Raw genomic sequence first — 18,228 nt, forward strand, 5'->3', positions numbered from 1 at the left:
CTACTCCGCCGGGGTGAAGCCGCGCTCGCGCCAGGTGGACGCAAAGTCGCCGCTCAGGATATCAAGCACCGCGCGAGCCTGGTCGGGGTGGGATGCTTCTGTGGTAACGGCCCCCACAATCTGGTTAGTGAATTTCTCCGCGCCGGGAATGTCAATCACCTCGACATCATCGCCGGCCGCGGTGGCATCGGTGGAATAGACCCACCCAGCATCCGCCTCGCCCGAGGCAACCTTGCCCAATACGTCTGCTACCTGGCGCTCTTGGGAGGATGGATGGACGTCAAGGCGCTTTTCGTCGATGATCTGGGCGGAGATATCGCCGCAGGGAACCTGGGGATCGCACAGCACGAAGTGATCGGAGTGGGGGAGATCCTCCACGGAATGGATTCTCGCCGGGTTGCCTTTGGGCACAACCATGACCATGACATTGGTGGCAAGCACCTCGGGTGTGGCAACCGTGCCATCTTGCACCGCCTTATCCATGGTTTTCTTCGAAGCCGTGAGGAGAAGATCGGCTGGGGCGCCCTCGCGCAGCTTGCTCACCAGGTCGGAGGAGCCGCCATTTTCAAAGTTCAGATTTACCGGTGGTGCGAGCTGGCCGGCGCGCTGAGTGAGTTCATCATTGATGACGCGGGTGGAGGATGCAGCCAAGACATTGAGCGTGGCAGCATCCGCGTCCTGGGCGGAAGTCGTTGACGTTGGGGGAGCGCAGGCCGCAAGGGCGAATGCGAGGGCGGCGAGGAGTGCGGCGGCGCGCTTCTTCATCTGCGGAGGGCTCCTTCTATAGCGGCAGTGTGACCTACTCAGGATAGCCCTCCGCGCCGCGAGGGTTTAGCTCACGCGGGTGAACTTGATGTGGAAGTCGTTTTCTTCTTCCTTGAGGTAGTCCAGCTCGAAGCTTTCCTCGCGGGCCTCGACCTCCTTGAGCAGGGGAACCGGGTTATGCGGGGCGATGAGGATCATGGACTCGCCCACATTCAAGGTGCCCAGTGCGCCGTGGATGGCGCCGTGGCGAACGGCGTGCGGAATTTCGGAGGCATTCAGAGTTGGGATGGAGTGTGGCTTATTGGCATCGGAGATGGGCAGTTGCATAGCGAGTGGTCCTTTCTTAAGGGGTGCGAGTTTCGCTCTGTTAGCAATATTAGTACGATAAAACCCGTGCAAAATAATAGCGTGGCGCATCGCCTCATCTTCCTTGCCTTCGCAGGCCTATCGCTGCTGGTAGGCCTGGCTGCGGGCGCCACCCTATTGGGGTTGACCGCTACCCCTGGCGCGTCTTTCGCCGCCGACCACGGACCACTCATGGTCTTCGGTTTCGTGGGCGGAGCCATCGGCCTTGAGCGCACCGTTGCCGTGCGCACCTCCTGGGCATGGGCCGGGCCCGTGTTCCACGTCGCCGGCGTGCTGGGCATTCTCGCCGGCCTGCCGCGGGCGGTCCCGGCCGTGTGTTTTGCCGCGAGCTTCCTTGTCCTTGGTTTCATTTACGCCACCATCTATCGCCGTCAGGCGAGCCTCGCGATCCTGGTGCAGGCAGCCGGAGTTATCGGGGGAGTAGCAGCCGCCGCTCTGTGGGCCATGGGCCCGGGGTTCGCCGAGGCGATGCCGCTGTGCGTCCTCTATGCGGTGGCCACCATCATCGGCGAGCGCATGGAACTAGCGCGCGTCACCATGGCCGGAACCCGCGCCGAAAACCACCTCACCTTCCTGGTTCTGGGGCTGGCGGCGGCCAGTGTCATCTACGTGCTTGCCCCATCGGTGGGCTATCGCGCCATGGGCTTGGTGCTCATCGCCATCGCTGCGGCCACCGCGCGGGTAGACGTGGCCAAGAATCTGGTGCGCTCTCACGGCCTGCCGCGCTACTCGGCGGCGTGCATGTTGGCCGGCTACGGCTGGCTCGCCCTGGGCGGTTACCTCTGGCTGCTGCACGGGCAGTCCACCGGCTTTGCCTATGATGCCGCAGTGCACGCTATCTTCTTGGGCTTTGTCATGTCCATGATTTTCGCGCACGCTCCTATCATCTTCACCTCCGTGATCCGCCGCCGTTTGCCGTACCGCCCGGTGCTCTATGTGCCGGTGGCACTCTTACATGGCGGCCTTGCGCTGCGCATTCTTGCCGATTGCGCCGAGCACACCGCTGCCCTCCGCACCGGCGGGGTGGTTACGATAATCGCAGTGTTAGTTTTCCTCGCCTGCGGGATTGTCCTGACCGGAAAGGAGGCGCGCCGTGCGCATTCATGACGTGTCCCTAGCCGCGCGGGGCCGCTGGCATACCCTGAGCGGCGCCATTATTGGCCTGTGGATCCTTATTGGTCTCGGCCTACTCATCGCTGGCTCTTTGGGCGCTCCTGTGGTGTGGTGGGATATCATCCATCCCTTCACCATTGGTGCTCTGACCACGGCAATCATCGTCTTCTCCACCCATTTCACCGAGGCCTTGACCCGGACTGCGGGCGGGGACTATCGGGGCGTCGGCAGTCGCGTGGGCCTAGTGCAGCTCGGGCTTATCTTGCTGCTCATTGATAGGGCGGGGTATGACTGGGGCCCGCTTGCCGACGCCGCCTCTGCCCTCATTATCGCCGCCCTCACCTGGCACCTGTGGTTCATCGCGCGGCGCCTGCGCGGCTCACTGTCTGGTTCTTTTGCCGTAACCGTGCCCTTTTATATCGCGGCGGCCGTGTTCATGATTGCCTCCGTGGTGCTGGTCATCCTGAGCGGAAATGGGGTAGGCGAGTATTCCCTCCTTGTCGGCGCCCACTCGCGCGGCATGATCTGGGGCTTCGCGTGGCTTACCGTCATCGGCACGGTGGTCACATTGCTCCCCACGCTATCGGCCACCGCGATATCGCCCACCGCCCGCGCGCGCTGTACTCGCGCGCTCATTGTGCATTGCGTTGGCCTGTCCTTGGCGATGGCGTTATACGCGGTGGGCCTTACCCGCGCCGCAGGCGTGGCCCAACTGCTCGTGGTCCTCGCGGCGGTGCTCGTCATCCAGCCGGTGCTTGCCACCGTCATGGGGCGCTCGCCGCGGCTGACCACCGCCACCGTGTCCGTTATCGCCGGCCTGGTGTGGATGCTGGCGCTGTGTGCCGGTGACGCCATTTCCGCAGCGGTGGGCGCCTACCCGCGCACCATCACGCTGGTTTTGCTGCCCGCCTTCCTCGGTGCCGGCCTCTTGCAGTTGGTTACCGGTGTCCTTCACCACTTGCTGCCCATCCTTACCGGTGCGCGCCCTGATACCACCGAGCGCACCGGCTACGCCCGTCTGCTGCTCATCAACGTGGGCGGATTGCTGACATTGCTGGGCGCTAACGCCGCCGGGCTTATCATGATGGGGATAGGCCTTGCCGCCAACGTTATCGCCGTCGGCCGAGCCATCTACCTTAAGAAAAGACTGGAGAACTAAATGCTGAGCGTTTCTTCCTCACAACCTGCGGACAAACCCGCGCCGAAGGATTCCTCCTGGGCCTCGTGGCTGCTCATCGGCATCGCGCTGGCAGCGGTCATCGCGCTCGCGGTGGTCAATTCCACCGGCAAGGGCACGGAGTCCGCGGCACCGGTATCCTCCGGCGAAACGCAGACCATCGACGTGGGCGTAGACGGCATGGCCTTTACCCCCTCGTCCATCGATATCGAGCCCGGCACCCACCTGGTGGTCAACTTCACCAACTCCGGCGACCAAGTCCACGACCTCAAGATTGGCGACGCCGAGACCGGCCGCGTTGACCCCGGCGAGACCGTCCAACTCGATGCCGGAGTCATCGACTCCTCCGTGGAAGGCTACTGCACCATCGCCGGCCACAAGATGCAGGGCATGACCTTCAAAGTCAACGTGGGAGACGGCGCCGCTGCAGGACATGACCATGCGGTGTCCTCAGCTAGCAACCCGCACGTCAACGTGCCAACCGCCGCCGAACTCGGCGCACAGCGCGACGACTTTTCTGCCTTCGACGCCACCTTGCAGCCGGCCGCTGAGACGAAGACGCACAAAGAGACCTGGACGATGACCGAGGAAGTCGTGGAGGTTGCCCCCGGCATCAAGCAGATGCGCTGGCTCTTCAACGGCCAAGCCCCTGGGCCCACCCTGCGCGGCAAGGTAGGCGATAAGTTCGAAATCACCATCAAGAACGAGGGCTCCATGGCCCACTCCATTGACTTCCACGCCGGCGAGGTCAACCCAGATAAGACCATGAAATCCATCCAGCCGGGCGAGGAATTGACCTACAAGTTCACCGCGAACCGCTCCGGCATCTGGATGTATCATTGCTCCACGATGCCCATGTCCCTTCACATCGCCAACGGCATGGCTGGCAATGTCATCATCGATCCGCCGGACCTCAAGCCCGTGGACGCGGAGTACAACTTCATGGCCACCGACGTCTTCCTGGGCGCGGAATCCACCGGCGCCGACGCCCAGCGCGTTGCCGACGGCCGCTTCGACCTCATGGCCTTCAATTACTACCCGGGCCAGTATGACGCAGAGCCTATCAAGGCCAAGGTAGGCGATACCGTCCGCCTGTGGCTGACCAACCTAGGTCCCGACCAGCCGTTGAGCTTCCACGTTGTGGGCGAACAATTCGATACCGCCTACAAGGAAGGCACTTACCTCATCAAGAATGAGGACGCGACCGGTTCGCAAGCCCTGGACCTCCTCCCGGCGCAAGGCGGATTCGTCGAGATGACCTTCAACGAGCCCGGTACCTATTCCTTTGTCAATCACATCATGACTAACGCGGAGAAGGGCCAGCACGGCAAGTTCATCGTGACCGAGTAGCCCTCCAGCGGGACGGCCCCTCCCGCTCCTCCCGCCCTTCGCGCTCACCAGCGACCGTTCGTGGTCAATTTTCGTGCCCTCCGTGAGTGCAAAGGGCGGGTCTCTGTATTCGTCCACCCCTCGCGCTCACCGGGACGGTATTTTCGCGTTGGCTGCGGCTCTCAGTGAGCGCGAAGGGTGGTGTGGGGAGGCAACGCAGGAAGCTCGCGCAGCTCCGCACGGGTATCGTAGTCGCGTTCGGCGCCGGTACCGGGAATCTCGATGAAGTTGGCACCACGCATGAGGCGGCGGACGGAGACGTTCCGAGTCGTGGGAAGGGACTCGAGCTGAGCGCGGAGCGCGGGAGCGCGCCAGAGGGAACACAGCGGCTGGAGGTAGCCGTCGGCGGCGCGCGTGAGTACGGCATCGGCCGTGGAGGAGGCGAGGGTCGAGCGCAGACGGGGAAGCAGTAGCGGCGAATCGGGGGCATCCACGGCGAAAAGGGCGAGTTCGGAGCAGTGGGATAGCGCCTGGGCGCCAGCCGCGATGCCGGCGACGGGACCGCCGTAGAGCGGTGACTCGCACACCTGGGGCAGGCCGAGGCGATGCGGGGAGACGGCCACGGTTGGGGTGCCGTAGGGAAGCTGGGCGAGCAGGCGGTCGACAAAGCGCGTGCCGTGGACAAAAAGGGAGGCCTTATCGGCGCCGCCCATGCGCCTGCCGTGGCCGCCGGCGAGGATGACTGCGCCGAGCATTAGGACTCCGGGAGGGTGCGGGACCAGTCCCCGGAGCGGCCGCCGGATTTCGCCACGATTCCGCAGCGGCGGATATACGCGGAGCGGTCCACGCCCTTGACCATGTCAATGATGGCGAGCGCGGATACGTTCACGGCCGTCAGCGCCTCCATTTCCACGCCGGTGCGGTCGGCGGTGCGGACGGTGGCGGAGATGGACACGTGGTCGTCGGCAAGCGTGAGCTCGACTGCGCAGCCGTGCACGCCGATGGTGTGTGCCAACGGAAGTAGCTCGGGGACCTTCTTGGCGGCCGAGATTCCGGCAATGCGGGCTACCGCGAGGACATCGCCCTTGGGTACAGTGCCATCGCGCAAAGCGGTCATGACCTCCGGAGAACAGGCGACCTCGCCCTCAGCGGTGGCGGTGCGCACGGTGGGCTGCTTCTCGGTGACGTCGACCATGTAGGCGGCGCCGTCAGAGTTCAGGTGGGTAAATTCCATGGTTGCTCCTTAATACAGATAAACGGTGATGTCCTCGCCCATGGCCGGCGGCTCGGAGTCGATAAGGCAAAAGCCATTGGTGCCGGCCAGCGACACGACTCGGTGACTGCCGTGGGGCAGGTGCGAGGTGATGGCGGGCGCTGCCTGAAAGTCTACGGTGACGGGAACAATGGTCGGCCGGCCGCGGGAGGCGGGAAGGGGCGAATCCACCCGGGCGCGCAGGTTGACCCGCTGGCGTGGCGCGGGGTGACCGGACAGTGCGGCGATAAGCGGCCGGGCATACAGCTGAAAATCGACGAAGGCTGCCACAGGGTTTCCGGGCAAGCACAGCACCGGGGTGTCATTCCACAGGGAGTAGCCCTGCGGGGCACCCGGGCGCTGGTCGACGTGCCCGAACCACGGGGAGTCCGTGCGCCCGAGTACGGTGTGCACGACGTCGAAGGCGCCGGCTGATACGCCACCTGAGGTGATAATGAGGTCGTGGGAGGAGGAAAGTTCATCCAGCGCAGAGGCGAGGTCTGCAGGGGCATCACCCACGTGGACGTGTGCGTCTGCCCCTGCAAGGGCAGCGAGCATCGGGCCATTGGAATCCGGTAGTTGGCCGGGGGCGAGCTCTACTGGGGAAGAGACGAGTTCTTCGCCGGAAGAAATGACCGCGATGCGCGGGCGGCGGTAGGCCGTAACGGTATATACGCCGGCGGAGGTGAGGGCGGCGATGACGGCGGCATCGATAAGCGTGCCGGCGGTGGCGACTGGCGCGCCGGGCTGGATGTCCTCGCCGGCGGGGCGGATATGCGGCTTGGTGGGGGCCTCGGAGATGGTGACCTCGTCCGGAAGTGCTACCGGGCCGGCCGGGGTGGTGGTGTTTTCCACGGGAACGACGAGCATTCCTGCGGTATCGGCCACCGGGGCGCCGGTCATGATGCGAACGGCGTGGCCGGCGGGCACATCGATGGGAGCCGCGCCGGCCGGTACATCGCCGGCGACGGGGAGGGTCCACGGTGCGGAGGAGGAAAGATCCGCGGCATGGACGAGGAAGCCATCCATCGCCGAATTGGCATGGGGCGGCACGGGGAAGCGCGCGGTGGCGTCGGCAGCGAGGATGCGGCCGATGAGGGAGGCATCGACTGGCGCGGACTCGGCCGGTGGAGTGGAAGCCAGCGTGAGTACGGCGTCGAGGTGCGCGGAGATGCTGCGGGGCGTGGACATAAGACTCAGGTTAGCCGCCGATGGCGGACATCGGACGGTCTGGTTGGAGAAAGCTCTCGTCATCAATACCATGACCGGGCTTTTTGGTCCACATTTCCCCGGCCCAAGCCTCCATGATGTCCTCATCGCTCGCGCCGGAGCGCAGCAGGTCTCGCAGTGGGGTTTCGGAATTGCCAAAGAGGCAATTGCGAATGGCGCCGTCGGTAGTAAGACGGGTGCGGTCGCAATCGCCGCAGAAGGGGTGGGTGACCGAGGCAATGATGCCTAGCGTGCCGCGCGTGCCATCCGGAGCGCTGACCTCCCACAGGGCGGCGGGGGCGGAACCGCGCGGTTCGCGTGCCGGGGCCATGGAAAAGTGGGTGCGCAGGCGGGTGAGGATGTCTTCGGCCGTCACCATGTCTTCGCGGCGCCACTGCTCGCGGGGGCCAAGCGGCATCTGCTCGATGAAACGGAGCTGGGCGCCGTGGTGGACGGCATAGTCCGCCAGCGGAACGATGTCTTCTTCGTTGACCCCGGGCATGACCACGGCGTTGATCTTGATGGGATGCAGGCCCGCGGCATCCGCGGCGGCGATGGCCTGCAACACGTGGTCGAGCCGGTCACGGCGGGTGAGTGCGGCGTAGCGCTCGCGGTCGATGGTGTCGAGCGAGATATTGATGCGGTCGAGCCCGGCCACGGCGAGGGCGCCGGCGCGCTTTTCTAGGCCAAGCCCGTTGGTGGTCAGCGCGGTGGACGGGGAGCGGCCTTGGTCGGTGCGCAGCTGTTTGGTCTCGGCAATAATTTTCTCCAGCGACTTGCGCAGCAGGGGTTCGCCGCCGGTAAAGCGCACTTGGCGGATGCCCAGCTTGTCGACGCCTATCCGGATCAGCCGGATGGTTTCCTCATCGCTCAAGGTTTGCTCTGTGGGCATCCACTCCAAGCCTTCGGCCGGCATGCAATAGGTGCAGCGCAGGTTGCAGCGATCCGTCAGCGAGACGCGCAGGTCGCGGGCCTGGCGTCCATAGCGATCCACCAGTGCGCGCGTGCCATCAGCGGCCGGTGCAGGCAGATCCGCCGGCGGTTTCGCTCGGCCCACGGTAGGCAGGGGCAGGGAAACCACGGGCTGCTGGGAGGAAGAGGTCATTGGTGCCAGTCTAAGAGAGGGGACGAGGTACACCAAGCTGCAACGGCGACTGACGCGAATTTATTCCTAGTTTTCCCGGCTTAAATCGGCGGCGTTGGTGGCATCGAGGCGCTGGGATTCGCCTGGGCCCTTGAGCCGGATGATGTTGTACTCGCCCTCTGCCAGGTGGGCGCGCAAATCTTTCTTATCGAACTTGCCCACGGATGTCTTATCGATGGACTTCACAAAGGTCCAATACTCCGGCAGCATCCAGCTCGGCAGTTCCTTGCGCATGCTGGCGCGCAGGCGCTCTGCGGTTTCGATGGTGGGCGAGGCGCCCTCGGCCAATACTGTGACGGCGAGTGGGCGCTCGACCCATTGCTTATCGGGGTAGCCGATGACGGCGGCCTCGACGACAAGCTCGTCAGACATGATGAGGTTTTCTAGCTGCACGGAATAGATCCATTCGCCGCCGGAGCGAATGACATCGCGGGCGCGGTCCTCCACGGTAAGGAAGCCATCCTTGGTCACAGAGCCGACGTCGCCAGTGCGCAGCCAGCCATCGGCGGTGAACTTATCCTCCGCGGCCTCGACTTGTCTGCCGCGGAATTCGGAGGCGATTTCGCCCGGCTCAGCGGTGGGCGAGTGGTAGTAGGAACCGGTGACCAGGTTGCCGCGCACCTGCAGCTCGCCGGCATTGCGGTCGGTGCGAGCGACGACTTGCCCATCATTGACCACGCGGTATTCCAGCGAGGCGGGGATGCGGCCCTGGGACACGCGGTAGGCCCAGCGGGTATCGCCAGAGGCACCCTGGGGCGGGCGGGCAACGCTGCCCACGGTGGAGGTTTCCACCATGCCCCACACGTGGACCACATCGACGCCGTAGCGCTCCTCCCACATCTTGATCAGCGTCGGCGGAACGGGGGAGCCGCCGGCGTAGATCTCGGTGAGCGTCATGCGCTCTGGTGGATGGTGCATGTAGTGGACAAAGAGCTGAATCCAGATGGTGGGCACGCCGTGTGCCACGCGCGGAGAGGTAGCGGCGATGGCCTTGGCTAGGGTGGGGGCGGACACGTCGGCGTCGGGAAGCACCAGCGGGGTGCCCGTCATGAAACAGGTGAAGGGAACGCCCCAGCTGAGCACGTGGCAGATAGGAATGCAGCACAGGAAGGTCTCGCCGTGGGTAATGCACAGCGAGTCCGAGGAACGCAGCTGCATGGCCTCCAAATAGAGAGACCGGTGCGAATACAGCACTCCCTTGGGCGCGCCCGTGGTGCCCGTGGAATAGCACAGCGCCGCGGCCGTGCGCTCATCTAGTTCGGGCCAGTCATAGACGGTAGAGCGGCCGTCGATAAGAGCCTCATAGGAATACACCTCAACCCCGCGGGGGAAAAGGTGGGCAAACTGCTGCGCTGGTTGGGCGCCGGTGATGATGACGCTTCCCACCGAGTCGGTGCCCACGAGCACCTTGCCCAGTTGCTGCGCCAGGCGGGGATCGCACACGATGGCGGAGATTTCCGCATGGTTAATAATGTGGCGAATCTGGTCATTCATCAGCTGTTTATTCAGCGGGGCAAAAATTGCGCCCTTGCAGGCGGTGCCAAACATTACCTCCAAATGCTCGGCGCAATTCCACATAAAGCTGCCCACGCGCTCATCGCTGGTGATACCCAATTCATCGTGAATGGCGTGGGCGAACGCGGCGGCGCGGGCAGCGATATCGCGGAAGGTAACTTCCTCGGCCGGATCGAATTCCGAGCCGGTGCCCTCACCGTGCCAGGTGGTAACCGTGGTGTCCCCGTGTACCGAGGCACCGTATTCCAAAATGCGGGTCAGGGAGAGGGGGATATCCATCATCGTGGAAAGCATGCCTCTACTGTAGCGGTGTCATGGTGCGGGCGTTGCGCCCTATGCGTTATACTTGTTCGCGACTGGTAGGAAACCGGAAAGTTTAGCTCCCCTTTCCTATGCATTCGGGCCCAGAGAAGTAGTTTGCCCGCAGTCGTTTCTTGATTTCTTCCGGTTCGCGCACTCGTTGTGCGAAGTCTCCTCGAGGACACGGAAGAGGCCTCATACTTATTGCCCGGCAGGACGCGCATGCGCCTTGGCACGAGGGCGAGAAGTCCTAGAAAAATACACATTGGCTTCCAGTGCAACGCCGCGAGCATAGGCTGCGGCGGCTCCCGCATAATCGGACCTGGTCAAGCAACGAAAGGATATCCGTGAGCGAAACGGACAACACCGCAGCACAGGATCTTGCATCCCTGAAGCTGCCGGAATTGCGCAAAATGGCCGCAGAGCGCGGCCTACGTGGTGTCTCTGCCCTGCGCAAGGGGGATCTCATCACCGCCATCAAGACCGGACAGGTTCCGCCTAAGGCCAAGGCCAAGGTGGAAAAGGCCGCTCAGGTAGAAAAGGCGGAGAAGGCAGAGAAGCCTGAGAAAGCAGATAAGCCGCGCACTAAGGCGCAGGATGAAGCGCCGCACAAGGCAGAAAAGCAGGAAGAATCCGGCGAGAAGCAGGATAACCGCCAGCAGGGCTCTGGCGAGGAGCAGCGTTATGAGTCGCGCTCCCAGGCCCGCCGCGCTCGCCGCAACCGCGCCCGCCGCCAAGAGCGTCAGGAGCGCCAGGAACGGCAAGAGCGCGAGGAGCGCAACCGCAACGAGGAGAAGGGCGGCGCTAAGGACAACCGCGACAATAACTCCCAGGACGGCTCCGATAACCAGGGTGAGAAGAATGACCGCGGCGATAATAAGCAGCGCGGCAATCGCCACGAGGACAACAATAACCACGAGCGCGGCAACCGCCGTGGGCGCCGCAACCGCCGCAACCGCCGCGGCCGCGGAAATAACAATGACAATAACGGCGGCAACGATTTGCAGGTCCGCGAGGGCGATGAGCTGCAGGCCGTCGGCGGCATCTTGGACGTCGTAGACAATAACGTCGCCTTCCTGCGCACCACGGGCTACCGCGCTGCGGCTTCCGACGTCTTTGTGAACAACGGCATCGTCCGCCGCCTGGGCCTGCGCTCTGGTGACGCCATCACCGGCCAGGTCAAGGTCTCCGGCCCGACGCACACGCACGGCAATGGCCGCAACCGCCGCAAGTACAACCAGCTGGTACAGGTCGATACCGTCAACGGCATCGATCCGGAAGGCGCAAAGCAGCGCCCGCACTTTAATAAGCTCACCCCGCTGTACCCGAATAAGCGCTTGCGTTTGGAAACGGATCCGAAGATCCTCACCACCCGCGTCATTGACCTCATCATGCCGATTGGTAAGGGCCAGCGCGCGCTGATTGTCTCCCCGCCAAAGGCCGGTAAGACGACGATTCTGCAGAATATCGCCAACGCGATTTCTACCAATAACCCGGAGTGCTACCTCATGGTCGTCCTCGTAGACGAGCGTCCTGAGGAAGTTACGGACATGCAGCGCTCCGTCAACGGTGAGGTAATTGCCTCCACCTTTGACCGCCCGCCATCAGAGCACACCTCCGTGGCGGAGCTGGCTATCGAGCGCGCCAAGCGCCTGGTGGAGCAGGGCAAGGACGTCGTGGTCCTGCTGGACTCCATCACCCGCCTGGGCCGCGCTTATAACAATTCCTCCCCGGCTTCTGGCCGCATCCTCTCCGGCGGCGTGGACTCCAATGCGCTCTACCCGCCAAAGCGCTTCCTGGGTGCCGCCCGCAATATCGAAGAGGGCGGTTCGCTGACGATTATCGCCACCGCCATGGTGGAGACCGGCTCTACCGGCGATACCGTCATCTTCGAGGAATTCAAGGGCACCGGCAATGCCGAGCTGAAGCTGGATCGTGGCATCTCTGAGCGCCGCGTCTTCCCGGCCGTGGACGTCAATCCGTCCGGCACCCGTAAGGACGAGCTGCTGCTCGTTCCAGAGGAGGCACGCATCATGACCAAGCTGCGTCGCATCCTCTCCGCCCTGGATTCCCACCAGGCCATTGACCTGCTCATTAAGCAGCTGAAGAAGACCCGCTCCAATGGCGAGTTCTTGATGCAGGTGGCCTCCTCGGCCCCGATGGCTGCGGATAAGGATGAAGAAGATTATGTCTAATCAGGTTTCCCTCGTTGATGACATCGTGTCCGAGTACCAGGGCATCGAGATGCAGATGGCCGATCCGGAAGTCGCCGGCGACCAGAAGCAATTCCGCAAGCTCTCCAAGCGCTACGCGGAGCTGCGCCCCATCATCATGGTCAATGATGAGCTGACCCAGGCGCGCGAGGATCTCGCTGATGCCAAGGAGATGGCCTATGAGGATCATGACTTCCAGGAGGAAGCGGACCGGCTAGAAAAGTCCGTGGAGAGCTTGGAAGAAAAGCTCGCTGACCTGCTCGCGCCGCGCGATGAGCAGGATTCCGAGGACATCATTATGGAAATCAAGGCCGGCGCGGGCGGCGAAGAGGCAGCCCTCTTTGCCGGCGATCTGGCCCGCATGTACGAGCGCTATGCGGATAAGACGGGCTTTAATTGGGAGGTCTTGGGCCTCAATGAGTCCGATCTGGGCGGCGTGAAGGATATGACCATTTCCTTCCGTTCCAAGTCCCCGTCGCGCGATGGTGCCTGGTCCGTATTCAAGTTTGAGGGCGGCGTGCACCGCGTGCAGCGCGTTCCGGTTACTGAGTCCCAGGGCCGCATTCAGACCTCTGCGGCCGGCGTGCTGGTCTACCCGGAACCGGAAGAGGTCGAGTCCGTCAATATCGATGACAAGGATATTCGCGTCGACGTCTACCGTTCTTCCGGTAAGGGCGGTCAGGGCGTGAACACCACCGACTCCGCGGTGCGTATTACCCACCTGCCCACCGGGCTTATCGTGACCTGTCAGAAGGAGCGTTCCCAGATTCAGAATAAGGCGCGTGCGCTGCAGGTGCTGCAGGCCCGTCTGGATCAAATGGAGCGCGAGGCCCGCGAGGCTGAGGCCGGCGAGCAGCGAGCCTCCCAGGTGCGCACCATGGACCGTTCCGAGCGCATCCGCACCTATAACTGGCCGGAAAACCGCATCACGGATCACCGCATTGGTTACAAGGCCAATAACTTGGACTCCGTGTTGAACGGTGACATGAATGACCTTATTAAGGCCCTGCAGGACCAAGAGCGCGCTGAGCGCCTCGAGGCCGAGGGGTAAACCAGCGTGGATAACACGTATGGACGGGCGCTGCGCCGCGGGGTGCAGCGCCTTCGTGCTGCCGGGGTGGCCAGCCCTGAATGGGATGCACGCATCATGGCCGCGCACCTAATCCACTGCGGCCACATGGATATCCCGCTCGATCAGTCTCCTATGCCCAGCTTCGACGTGGCCTTTGATGCGCTGGTGCGCCGTCGGGAGGCCCGCGAGCCTTTGCAGTACGTGCTAGGCACCGCCTGGTTTGGCCCGCTGGAGCTCAAGGTGGGCCCGGGCGTGTTTATCCCGCGGCCGGAAACCGAGGTTATGGCGGACTGGGCGGTGCGCAATGCCGAAGGCCCGAGGCTGGTTGATTTGTGCACCGGCACGGGCGCGTTGGCGCTCTACCTCCACCACTATCTACCTGAAGCGCAGGTGAGGGCAGTTGAGCTTGCCGACGCCGCCTTGGCCTACACTCAAGCCAATACCCGCAACACCGGGGTAGAGGTCATCCAGGCTGACGCCACGGCCGACGATACTTTGGCGGACTGGAATGGGACCGTGGACCTCGTCGTGACCAACCCGCCCTACGTGCCAGAGACCCCGGATCTTGATCCCGAGGTCTATCATGACCCGCATAACGCGGTTTTTGCCGGAGCGGATGGAATGGGGGTCATCACCGGCCTTATCCCGACCATTGCGCGCCTTGTGCGCCCGGGCGGCAAGCTAGCCATCGAACACGACGATTCCACGAGCGAGGCCGTCCAAGCCGCATTGGCCCGACACGGCGGCTTCGAACAGATCGCCGCGCTGCAGGATCTGACGGGAACGCCCCGCTTTGTCACTGCGGTGCGCGGGGTAGACTAAGACACCATTAAGGGCAAGAAGGGGAAAAGATTATGCAAGGAAAGATTTTTAACTGCGCCGATGATGCCGAGCGCGAAGAGGGCATGAACATTGCGGTCAAGGCTGCGCAATCCGGTCGCCTTGTGGTCATGCCTACCGATACGCTCTATGGCCTCGGCTGCGATGCCTTTGATAATGATGCCGTAGCCAACCTCCTGGCCACCAAGCAGCGCGGCCCGGATATGCCGGTGCCGGTTTTGGTAGGTTCCTGGGATACCGTTCGCGGCCTCGTTGCTTCCTATACCGATACCGCGCGTGACTTGGTGGAGGCCTTCTGGCCCGGTGGTCTGTCCATCGTCGTCCCGCAAGCGCCGTCCCTGCCGTGGAACCTCGGCGATACCCGCGGCACCGTGATGCTGCGCATGCCTTTGCATCCCATCGCCATCGAGTTGCTGCGCGAGGTTGGCCCCATGGCAGTCTCCTCCGCCAATATTTCTGGCCACCAGCCACCAACCACGGCGCTTATGGCCAAGCAGCAGCTAGGTAAAGCCGTGACGGTTTACTTGGATGGGGGAGAGACGGCCGTCGGCAAGCCCTCGACCATCATTGACCTCTCCGGTGAGCGCCCATACCTCCTGCGCGAAGGCGCGCTTTCGGCCGAGGAAATCGGCGAGGTTATCGGCGTCGACGCGCAGACCCTGCGCACCCGCCCACAGGCTTAAGGGGGAATTCGCGTGAGCGGCAGTGGTGTCCCGCTGCGCGAGCTGGCCCTCGTCATCCTCGTCGCAGCAGCATTTACGTATCTCACCACCGGAGTGGTGCGCTCCTTTTTGGTGCGCACCGGCCGCGTGGCGGAGATTCGGCTGCGCGACGCCCACACACAGCCCACCCCGCGCATGGGTGGGGTGGCCATGTTTACCGGCTTCGTGGCGGCGATATTTCTCGCAGCCCAGCTTCCAGCCTTGACTCGTGGTTTTATGCCCGTCACTCCGGAGATGAATGCGGTGCTCTGGGCGGCCCTGGCGCTAGTCCTTGTCGGAGTGGTCGATGATTTGGTGGAACTGAGTGCCATAGTGAAGCTTTTTGGTCAGCTCTTTGCGGCCACCTTGATGAGCGGGCTGGGCCTTACCTGGACGCTGCTTTTCATCCCTTTTGGCGGCGGCACCACGGTCGTCCTCGACCAATTGCAAAGCACCCTGCTCACCGCATTCTTTACCGTTCTGCTGATCAATGCGATCAACTTTGTGGACGGACTCGATGGCCTGGCGGCAGGCCTTGGCATGATTGCGGGCGGGGCAATCCTGGTGTTTTCTTTGACGGTTCTCCACGACCAAGGCGGGGCAGTCTCGGCCTACCCACCGGCCATCATCAGCGCTGCCCTGGTGGGAATGTGCGCTGGATTCTTGCCGCATAACTTCGAACCGTCTCGCATCTTCATGGGGGATTCTGGCTCGATGCTTATTGGTCTTTTGCTCGCTGCGGCCTCGACTTCTGCGTCCGGCAAGATCAACATGTCGCTTTATGGCACGGTGGACATTGTCGCCTTGATGTCGCCCATCATTGTGGTGGTCGCAGCGGTGTTTATTCCAGTCCTGGACCTTGTCTGGGCTGTGATTCGCCGCCTGTCTCAAGGGCGCTCGCCGTTTTCTGCAGATAAGGCGCACATCCATCACCGCCTACTCTCGCTCGGCCATACCCACCGCCGGACTGTGCTGGTCCTTTACCTGTGGGTCTCCGCCGTGGCCTTTGGCGCGGTGTCCTTTTCCATCGTGCCCGCGCCGGTGGCCATTGGCGTCACCATCGTTGCCTTGCTCTTGGCATTCGCGGCAACCCTCGTACCTTTGCGGCAAGGAAAGATTGGTCCAACTGCGCGAGGGGCCGTCGTGGTGAAGGAATCCGAGCCCTCGTGAGGTAGGGTGTGTAGCCGTGAGTGACCAAATAGTGAATCCTGACTTTGATGATCCGCGACTTCCAATACAGCGAGCTGTAAGCCTAGGTGCAAAGGCTCTCCTTGCCATTACAATCGTTTCCCTCGCTGTGTGGGGCGGTATGAAGGGTATGCCGGGGGTATGGGGAGTTGCTATTGGTGCTGCCTTTGGCGGTGGTTTCGTGCTTTTTACAGCTGGGTCTGTCCTCCTTACCGCGAAATCTACCCCACCCACAACGATTGCCTTAGTTCTAGGAGGGTGGCTAATCAAGCTAATTGTCCTTATTGGTGTGCTTGCCTTGATCCGCGATCTGGATTTCTACGACACTTGGGCGTTGTTTATAACGGTGGTTTTAGCTCTCGTTGTGACATTAGGCACCGAGGTTTGGGGAGTCGTTACCTCTAGGGTTACCTACGTATCCTAAGTCCCATACGGTTACTCTAGCGACCTCAATTTGGGATGTGCTGTTCTTTGCATGTCGTGGCGGAGGACAGCTCTTTTTTATGTGCACTACCGGCCAGAAGTGGAAATGGGCACCCCCGAGGAGGAGGTGAAAGAGAACAGTGTGATGAACTCCACGTTCTTGAATTTGGCCGGAAAATAGCGGTTTTGATCCTTTGATCGCTGCTGTGGGAAAGATCAACTCGCAAACTGGGGCCCCCACGTGCAAAAACTCTTGATCTAGCTGATACTATTTCCCTCGGGTTACCGCGGTAGTTGGCACCAGCCTGCTTTCCGTCCTGGTAAATCCCTGCCTTGATCACGCTGATGTGCGACGGAGTCCGTGTTCAAGGCGGAGAGTTTGAGACGTCCATCGCACCACAGAAGCTTTCACAAGCTGTGTGGCCCGAACACGGGAGAGAACGCTGAGCGTTACAACATTGGCTATGAAAGGGCACTTCCATACGCCCGATCTAGGTGAAGAATTCTTCCCGGGGCAAATGAATGCTGACCATCTGTTTTTCGGCGACTTTGCCGGCGGATGGTTCGCGCTTGATCGCCTGATGCTGATTCGTATATTGATGACGCTGATTGTGGTGATCCTATTCTGGGCCGCCTTTAAGAACCCCAAGCTGGTTCCTTCCGGCCTTCAGAATGTGGGCGAAAACGCGGTCGACTTTGTCCGTGTACATATCGCTGAGGACATCTTGGGTAAGAAGGAGGGAAAGCGATTTCTGCCAATTATCGCTAGCATCTTCTTCGCGGTTTTGTTTATGAACGTTGCGACCGTTATCCCGGGGCTAAACGTCTCGCCAAACGGTCGTATTGGTATGCCAATTGTCTTGGCTGCCGTTGCGTATATCGCCATGATTTACGCCGGTGCTAAGCGTTACGGCTTGGGAAAGTTCATTCGCTCCTCTGTAGTGATTCCGAACTTGCCTCCGCTACTGCACTTGCTGGTGGTACCGATTGAATTTTTCTCTACGTTCATTCTGCGACCGGTTACCCTTGCTATTCGTCTCATGGCGAACTTCCTTGCTGGACACATCATCCTGGTTCTTCTCTTCTCTGCTACGAATTTCTTCTTCTGGCAGCTGAATGGGTGGACCGCCCTGTCTGGATTAACCGTTGTCTTGGGCTTGGCTATGAGCCTGTTCGAGATTCTGGTTATTTTCCTGCAGGCGTACATCTTCGCTCTGTTGACGGCGGTGTACATTGAGCTGTCCCTGCACGCAGATTCGCACTAAGGACGAGGTCGACGAGCGCGACCGAGTAAACCACCTAACTTCACAACATTGACATTCAGTCCGATTGTGGGCTGACACATTTACGAAAGGGAACGACTTTCACCATGAACGAGATCATTCTGGCAGCGGACGCCGCTTCTAAGTTTGAAGGCTTCGGTACTATTGGCTACGGCCTAGCAGCTATTGGTCCTGGTATCGGTATCGGCATCGTTGCCGGCAAGACCGTTGAGGCTATGGCTCGCCAGCCGGAGATGGCCGGTCAGCTTCGTACCACCATGTTCCTGGGTATCGCCTTCACTGAGGCCCTGGCACTTATTGGCCTCGTTGCCGGCTTCCTGTTCTAAAAGCTCGAGTTT

General features: G+C 62.0%; 18 protein-coding genes. 11 read left to right on the forward strand and 7 right to left on the reverse strand.

Annotated features, from left to right (window positions below):
- Positions 1-765, reverse strand: coding sequence for a molybdate ABC transporter substrate-binding protein (gene modA, locus RAE09_RS04145; RefSeq protein ID WP_316981042.1), 765 nt, complete (start codon positions 763-765; stop codon positions 1-3).
- A 66-nt stretch (positions 766-831) separates the two neighbouring features.
- The gene (locus RAE09_RS04150) at positions 832-1,092 is read right to left on the reverse strand and encodes a DUF2249 domain-containing protein (RefSeq protein WP_040425040.1); all 261 of its coding nucleotides are present in this window, start codon (positions 1,090-1,092) and stop codon (positions 832-834) included.
- 66 nt (positions 1,093-1,158) lie between these two features.
- On the opposite strand from RAE09_RS04150, the gene RAE09_RS04155 reads away from it, so the two are divergent.
- From RAE09_RS04155 to RAE09_RS04165, 3 genes are read left to right on the forward strand one after another with little or no spacing between them, the layout of a single operon-like run.
- Positions 1,159-2,238, forward strand: a complete 1,080-nt coding sequence (locus tag RAE09_RS04155; protein ID WP_316981043.1) for a hypothetical protein — start codon at positions 1,159-1,161, stop codon at positions 2,236-2,238.
- Positions 2,225-3,403 carry a beta-carotene 15,15'-monooxygenase gene (locus RAE09_RS04160; protein ID WP_316981044.1) on the forward strand — a complete coding sequence of 393 codons (1,179 nt, stop codon included), beginning with the start codon at positions 2,225-2,227 and terminating at the stop codon, positions 3,401-3,403. Before RAE09_RS04155 ends, RAE09_RS04160 begins: the two co-directional genes overlap by 14 nt.
- Positions 3,404-4,771 (forward strand): multicopper oxidase domain-containing protein, encoded by a 1,368-nt coding sequence (locus tag RAE09_RS04165; RefSeq protein ID WP_316981045.1) that lies wholly within the window; start codon positions 3,404-3,406, stop codon positions 4,769-4,771.
- A gap of 161 nt (positions 4,772-4,932) precedes the next feature.
- Here the strand turns inward: RAE09_RS04165 and mobA are convergent, their stop codons facing one another.
- From mobA to RAE09_RS04190, 5 genes are all read right to left on the reverse strand, one after another.
- The gene (gene mobA, locus RAE09_RS04170; RefSeq protein WP_316981046.1) at positions 4,933-5,505 is read right to left on the reverse strand and encodes a molybdenum cofactor guanylyltransferase; all 573 of its coding nucleotides are present in this window, start codon (positions 5,503-5,505) and stop codon (positions 4,933-4,935) included.
- Positions 5,505-5,984, reverse strand: coding sequence for a cyclic pyranopterin monophosphate synthase MoaC (gene moaC / locus RAE09_RS04175; RefSeq protein ID WP_198492889.1), 480 nt, complete (start codon positions 5,982-5,984; stop codon positions 5,505-5,507). The genes mobA and moaC overlap by 1 nt, the downstream gene beginning before the upstream one ends.
- A gap of 9 nt (positions 5,985-5,993) precedes the next feature.
- Positions 5,994-7,193: a molybdopterin molybdotransferase MoeA gene (locus tag RAE09_RS04180; RefSeq protein ID WP_316981047.1), complete on the reverse strand. Its 1,200-nt coding sequence runs from the start codon at positions 7,191-7,193 to the stop codon at positions 5,994-5,996.
- Between the two features lie 10 nt (positions 7,194-7,203).
- The gene (gene moaA, locus RAE09_RS04185) at positions 7,204-8,316 is read right to left on the reverse strand and encodes a GTP 3',8-cyclase MoaA (protein WP_316981048.1); all 1,113 of its coding nucleotides are present in this window, start codon (positions 8,314-8,316) and stop codon (positions 7,204-7,206) included.
- Positions 8,317-8,382: 66 nt separating this feature from the next.
- A complete protein-coding gene (locus tag RAE09_RS04190; RefSeq protein WP_316981049.1) occupies positions 8,383-10,164 on the reverse strand; it encodes a long-chain fatty-acid--CoA ligase in 1,782 nt (593 codons plus the stop codon).
- Positions 10,165-10,517: 353 nt separating this feature from the next.
- Between RAE09_RS04190 and rho the strand changes: the two genes are divergently transcribed.
- The 8 genes from rho to RAE09_RS04230 all read left to right on the forward strand — a co-directional run bounded on the left by rho (position 10,518) and on the right by RAE09_RS04230 (position 18,216).
- Complete coding sequence (rho, locus tag RAE09_RS04195; RefSeq protein WP_316981050.1) at positions 10,518-12,365, forward strand: transcription termination factor Rho; 1,848 nt, start codon at positions 10,518-10,520, stop codon at positions 12,363-12,365.
- Complete coding sequence (gene prfA, locus RAE09_RS04200) at positions 12,358-13,434, forward strand: peptide chain release factor 1 (protein ID WP_040425038.1); 1,077 nt, start codon at positions 12,358-12,360, stop codon at positions 13,432-13,434. The genes rho and prfA overlap by 8 nt, the downstream gene beginning before the upstream one ends.
- A 6-nt stretch (positions 13,435-13,440) precedes the next feature.
- A complete protein-coding gene (prmC, locus tag RAE09_RS04205; protein WP_316981051.1) occupies positions 13,441-14,277 on the forward strand; it encodes a peptide chain release factor N(5)-glutamine methyltransferase in 837 nt (278 codons plus the stop codon).
- Between the two features lie 32 nt (positions 14,278-14,309).
- Complete coding sequence (locus tag RAE09_RS04210; RefSeq protein WP_005327639.1) at positions 14,310-14,978, forward strand: L-threonylcarbamoyladenylate synthase; 669 nt, start codon at positions 14,310-14,312, stop codon at positions 14,976-14,978.
- 12 nt (positions 14,979-14,990) lie between these two features.
- The gene (locus RAE09_RS04215) at positions 14,991-16,166 is read left to right on the forward strand and encodes an MraY family glycosyltransferase (RefSeq protein WP_316981052.1); all 1,176 of its coding nucleotides are present in this window, start codon (positions 14,991-14,993) and stop codon (positions 16,164-16,166) included.
- Between the two features lie 16 nt (positions 16,167-16,182).
- Positions 16,183-16,608, forward strand: coding sequence for a hypothetical protein (locus tag RAE09_RS04220; RefSeq protein ID WP_034668137.1), 426 nt, complete (start codon positions 16,183-16,185; stop codon positions 16,606-16,608).
- Positions 16,609-17,071: 463 nt separating this feature from the next.
- Positions 17,072-17,872, forward strand: a complete 801-nt coding sequence (gene atpB, locus RAE09_RS04225; RefSeq protein WP_005323384.1) for a F0F1 ATP synthase subunit A — start codon at positions 17,072-17,074, stop codon at positions 17,870-17,872.
- Between the two features lie 104 nt (positions 17,873-17,976).
- The gene (locus RAE09_RS04230; RefSeq protein ID WP_005323383.1) at positions 17,977-18,216 is read left to right on the forward strand and encodes an ATP synthase F0 subunit C; all 240 of its coding nucleotides are present in this window, start codon (positions 17,977-17,979) and stop codon (positions 18,214-18,216) included.
- The last annotated feature ends 12 nt before the right edge of the window (positions 18,217-18,228 follow it).

The organism is Corynebacterium tuberculostearicum (assembly GCF_032821615.1).
GTDB classification, from domain to species: domain Bacteria; phylum Actinomycetota; class Actinomycetes; order Mycobacteriales; family Mycobacteriaceae; genus Corynebacterium; species Corynebacterium tuberculostearicum_H.

What these genes read in the sequence shown, in the direction of transcription:
- modA (WP_316981042.1), bottom strand. Translation starts at nt 765, where the DNA reads ATGAAGAAGCGCGCCGCCGCACTCCTCGCCGCCCTCGCATTCGCCCTT.
- RAE09_RS04150 (WP_040425040.1), bottom strand. Translation starts at nt 1,092, where the DNA reads ATGCAACTGCCCATCTCCGATGCCAATAAGCCACACTCCATCCCAACT.
- RAE09_RS04165 (WP_316981045.1), top strand. Translation starts at nt 3,404, where the DNA reads ATGCTGAGCGTTTCTTCCTCACAACCTGCGGACAAACCCGCGCCGAAG.
- mobA (WP_316981046.1), bottom strand. Translation starts at nt 5,505, where the DNA reads ATGCTCGGCGCAGTCATCCTCGCCGGCGGCCACGGCAGGCGCATGGGC.
- moaC (WP_198492889.1), bottom strand. Translation starts at nt 5,984, where the DNA reads ATGGAATTTACCCACCTGAACTCTGACGGCGCCGCCTACATGGTCGAC.
- RAE09_RS04180 (WP_316981047.1), bottom strand. Translation starts at nt 7,193, where the DNA reads ATGTCCACGCCCCGCAGCATCTCCGCGCACCTCGACGCCGTACTCACG.
- moaA (WP_316981048.1), bottom strand. Translation starts at nt 8,316, where the DNA reads ATGACCTCTTCCTCCCAGCAGCCCGTGGTTTCCCTGCCCCTGCCTACC.
- RAE09_RS04190 (WP_316981049.1), bottom strand. Translation starts at nt 10,164, where the DNA reads ATGCTTTCCACGATGATGGATATCCCCCTCTCCCTGACCCGCATTTTG.
- prfA (WP_040425038.1), top strand. Translation starts at nt 12,358, where the DNA reads ATGTCTAATCAGGTTTCCCTCGTTGATGACATCGTGTCCGAGTACCAG.
- RAE09_RS04210 (WP_005327639.1), top strand. Translation starts at nt 14,310, where the DNA reads ATGCAAGGAAAGATTTTTAACTGCGCCGATGATGCCGAGCGCGAAGAG.
- atpB (WP_005323384.1), top strand. Translation starts at nt 17,072, where the DNA reads ATGAAAGGGCACTTCCATACGCCCGATCTAGGTGAAGAATTCTTCCCG.
- RAE09_RS04230 (WP_005323383.1), top strand. Translation starts at nt 17,977, where the DNA reads ATGAACGAGATCATTCTGGCAGCGGACGCCGCTTCTAAGTTTGAAGGC.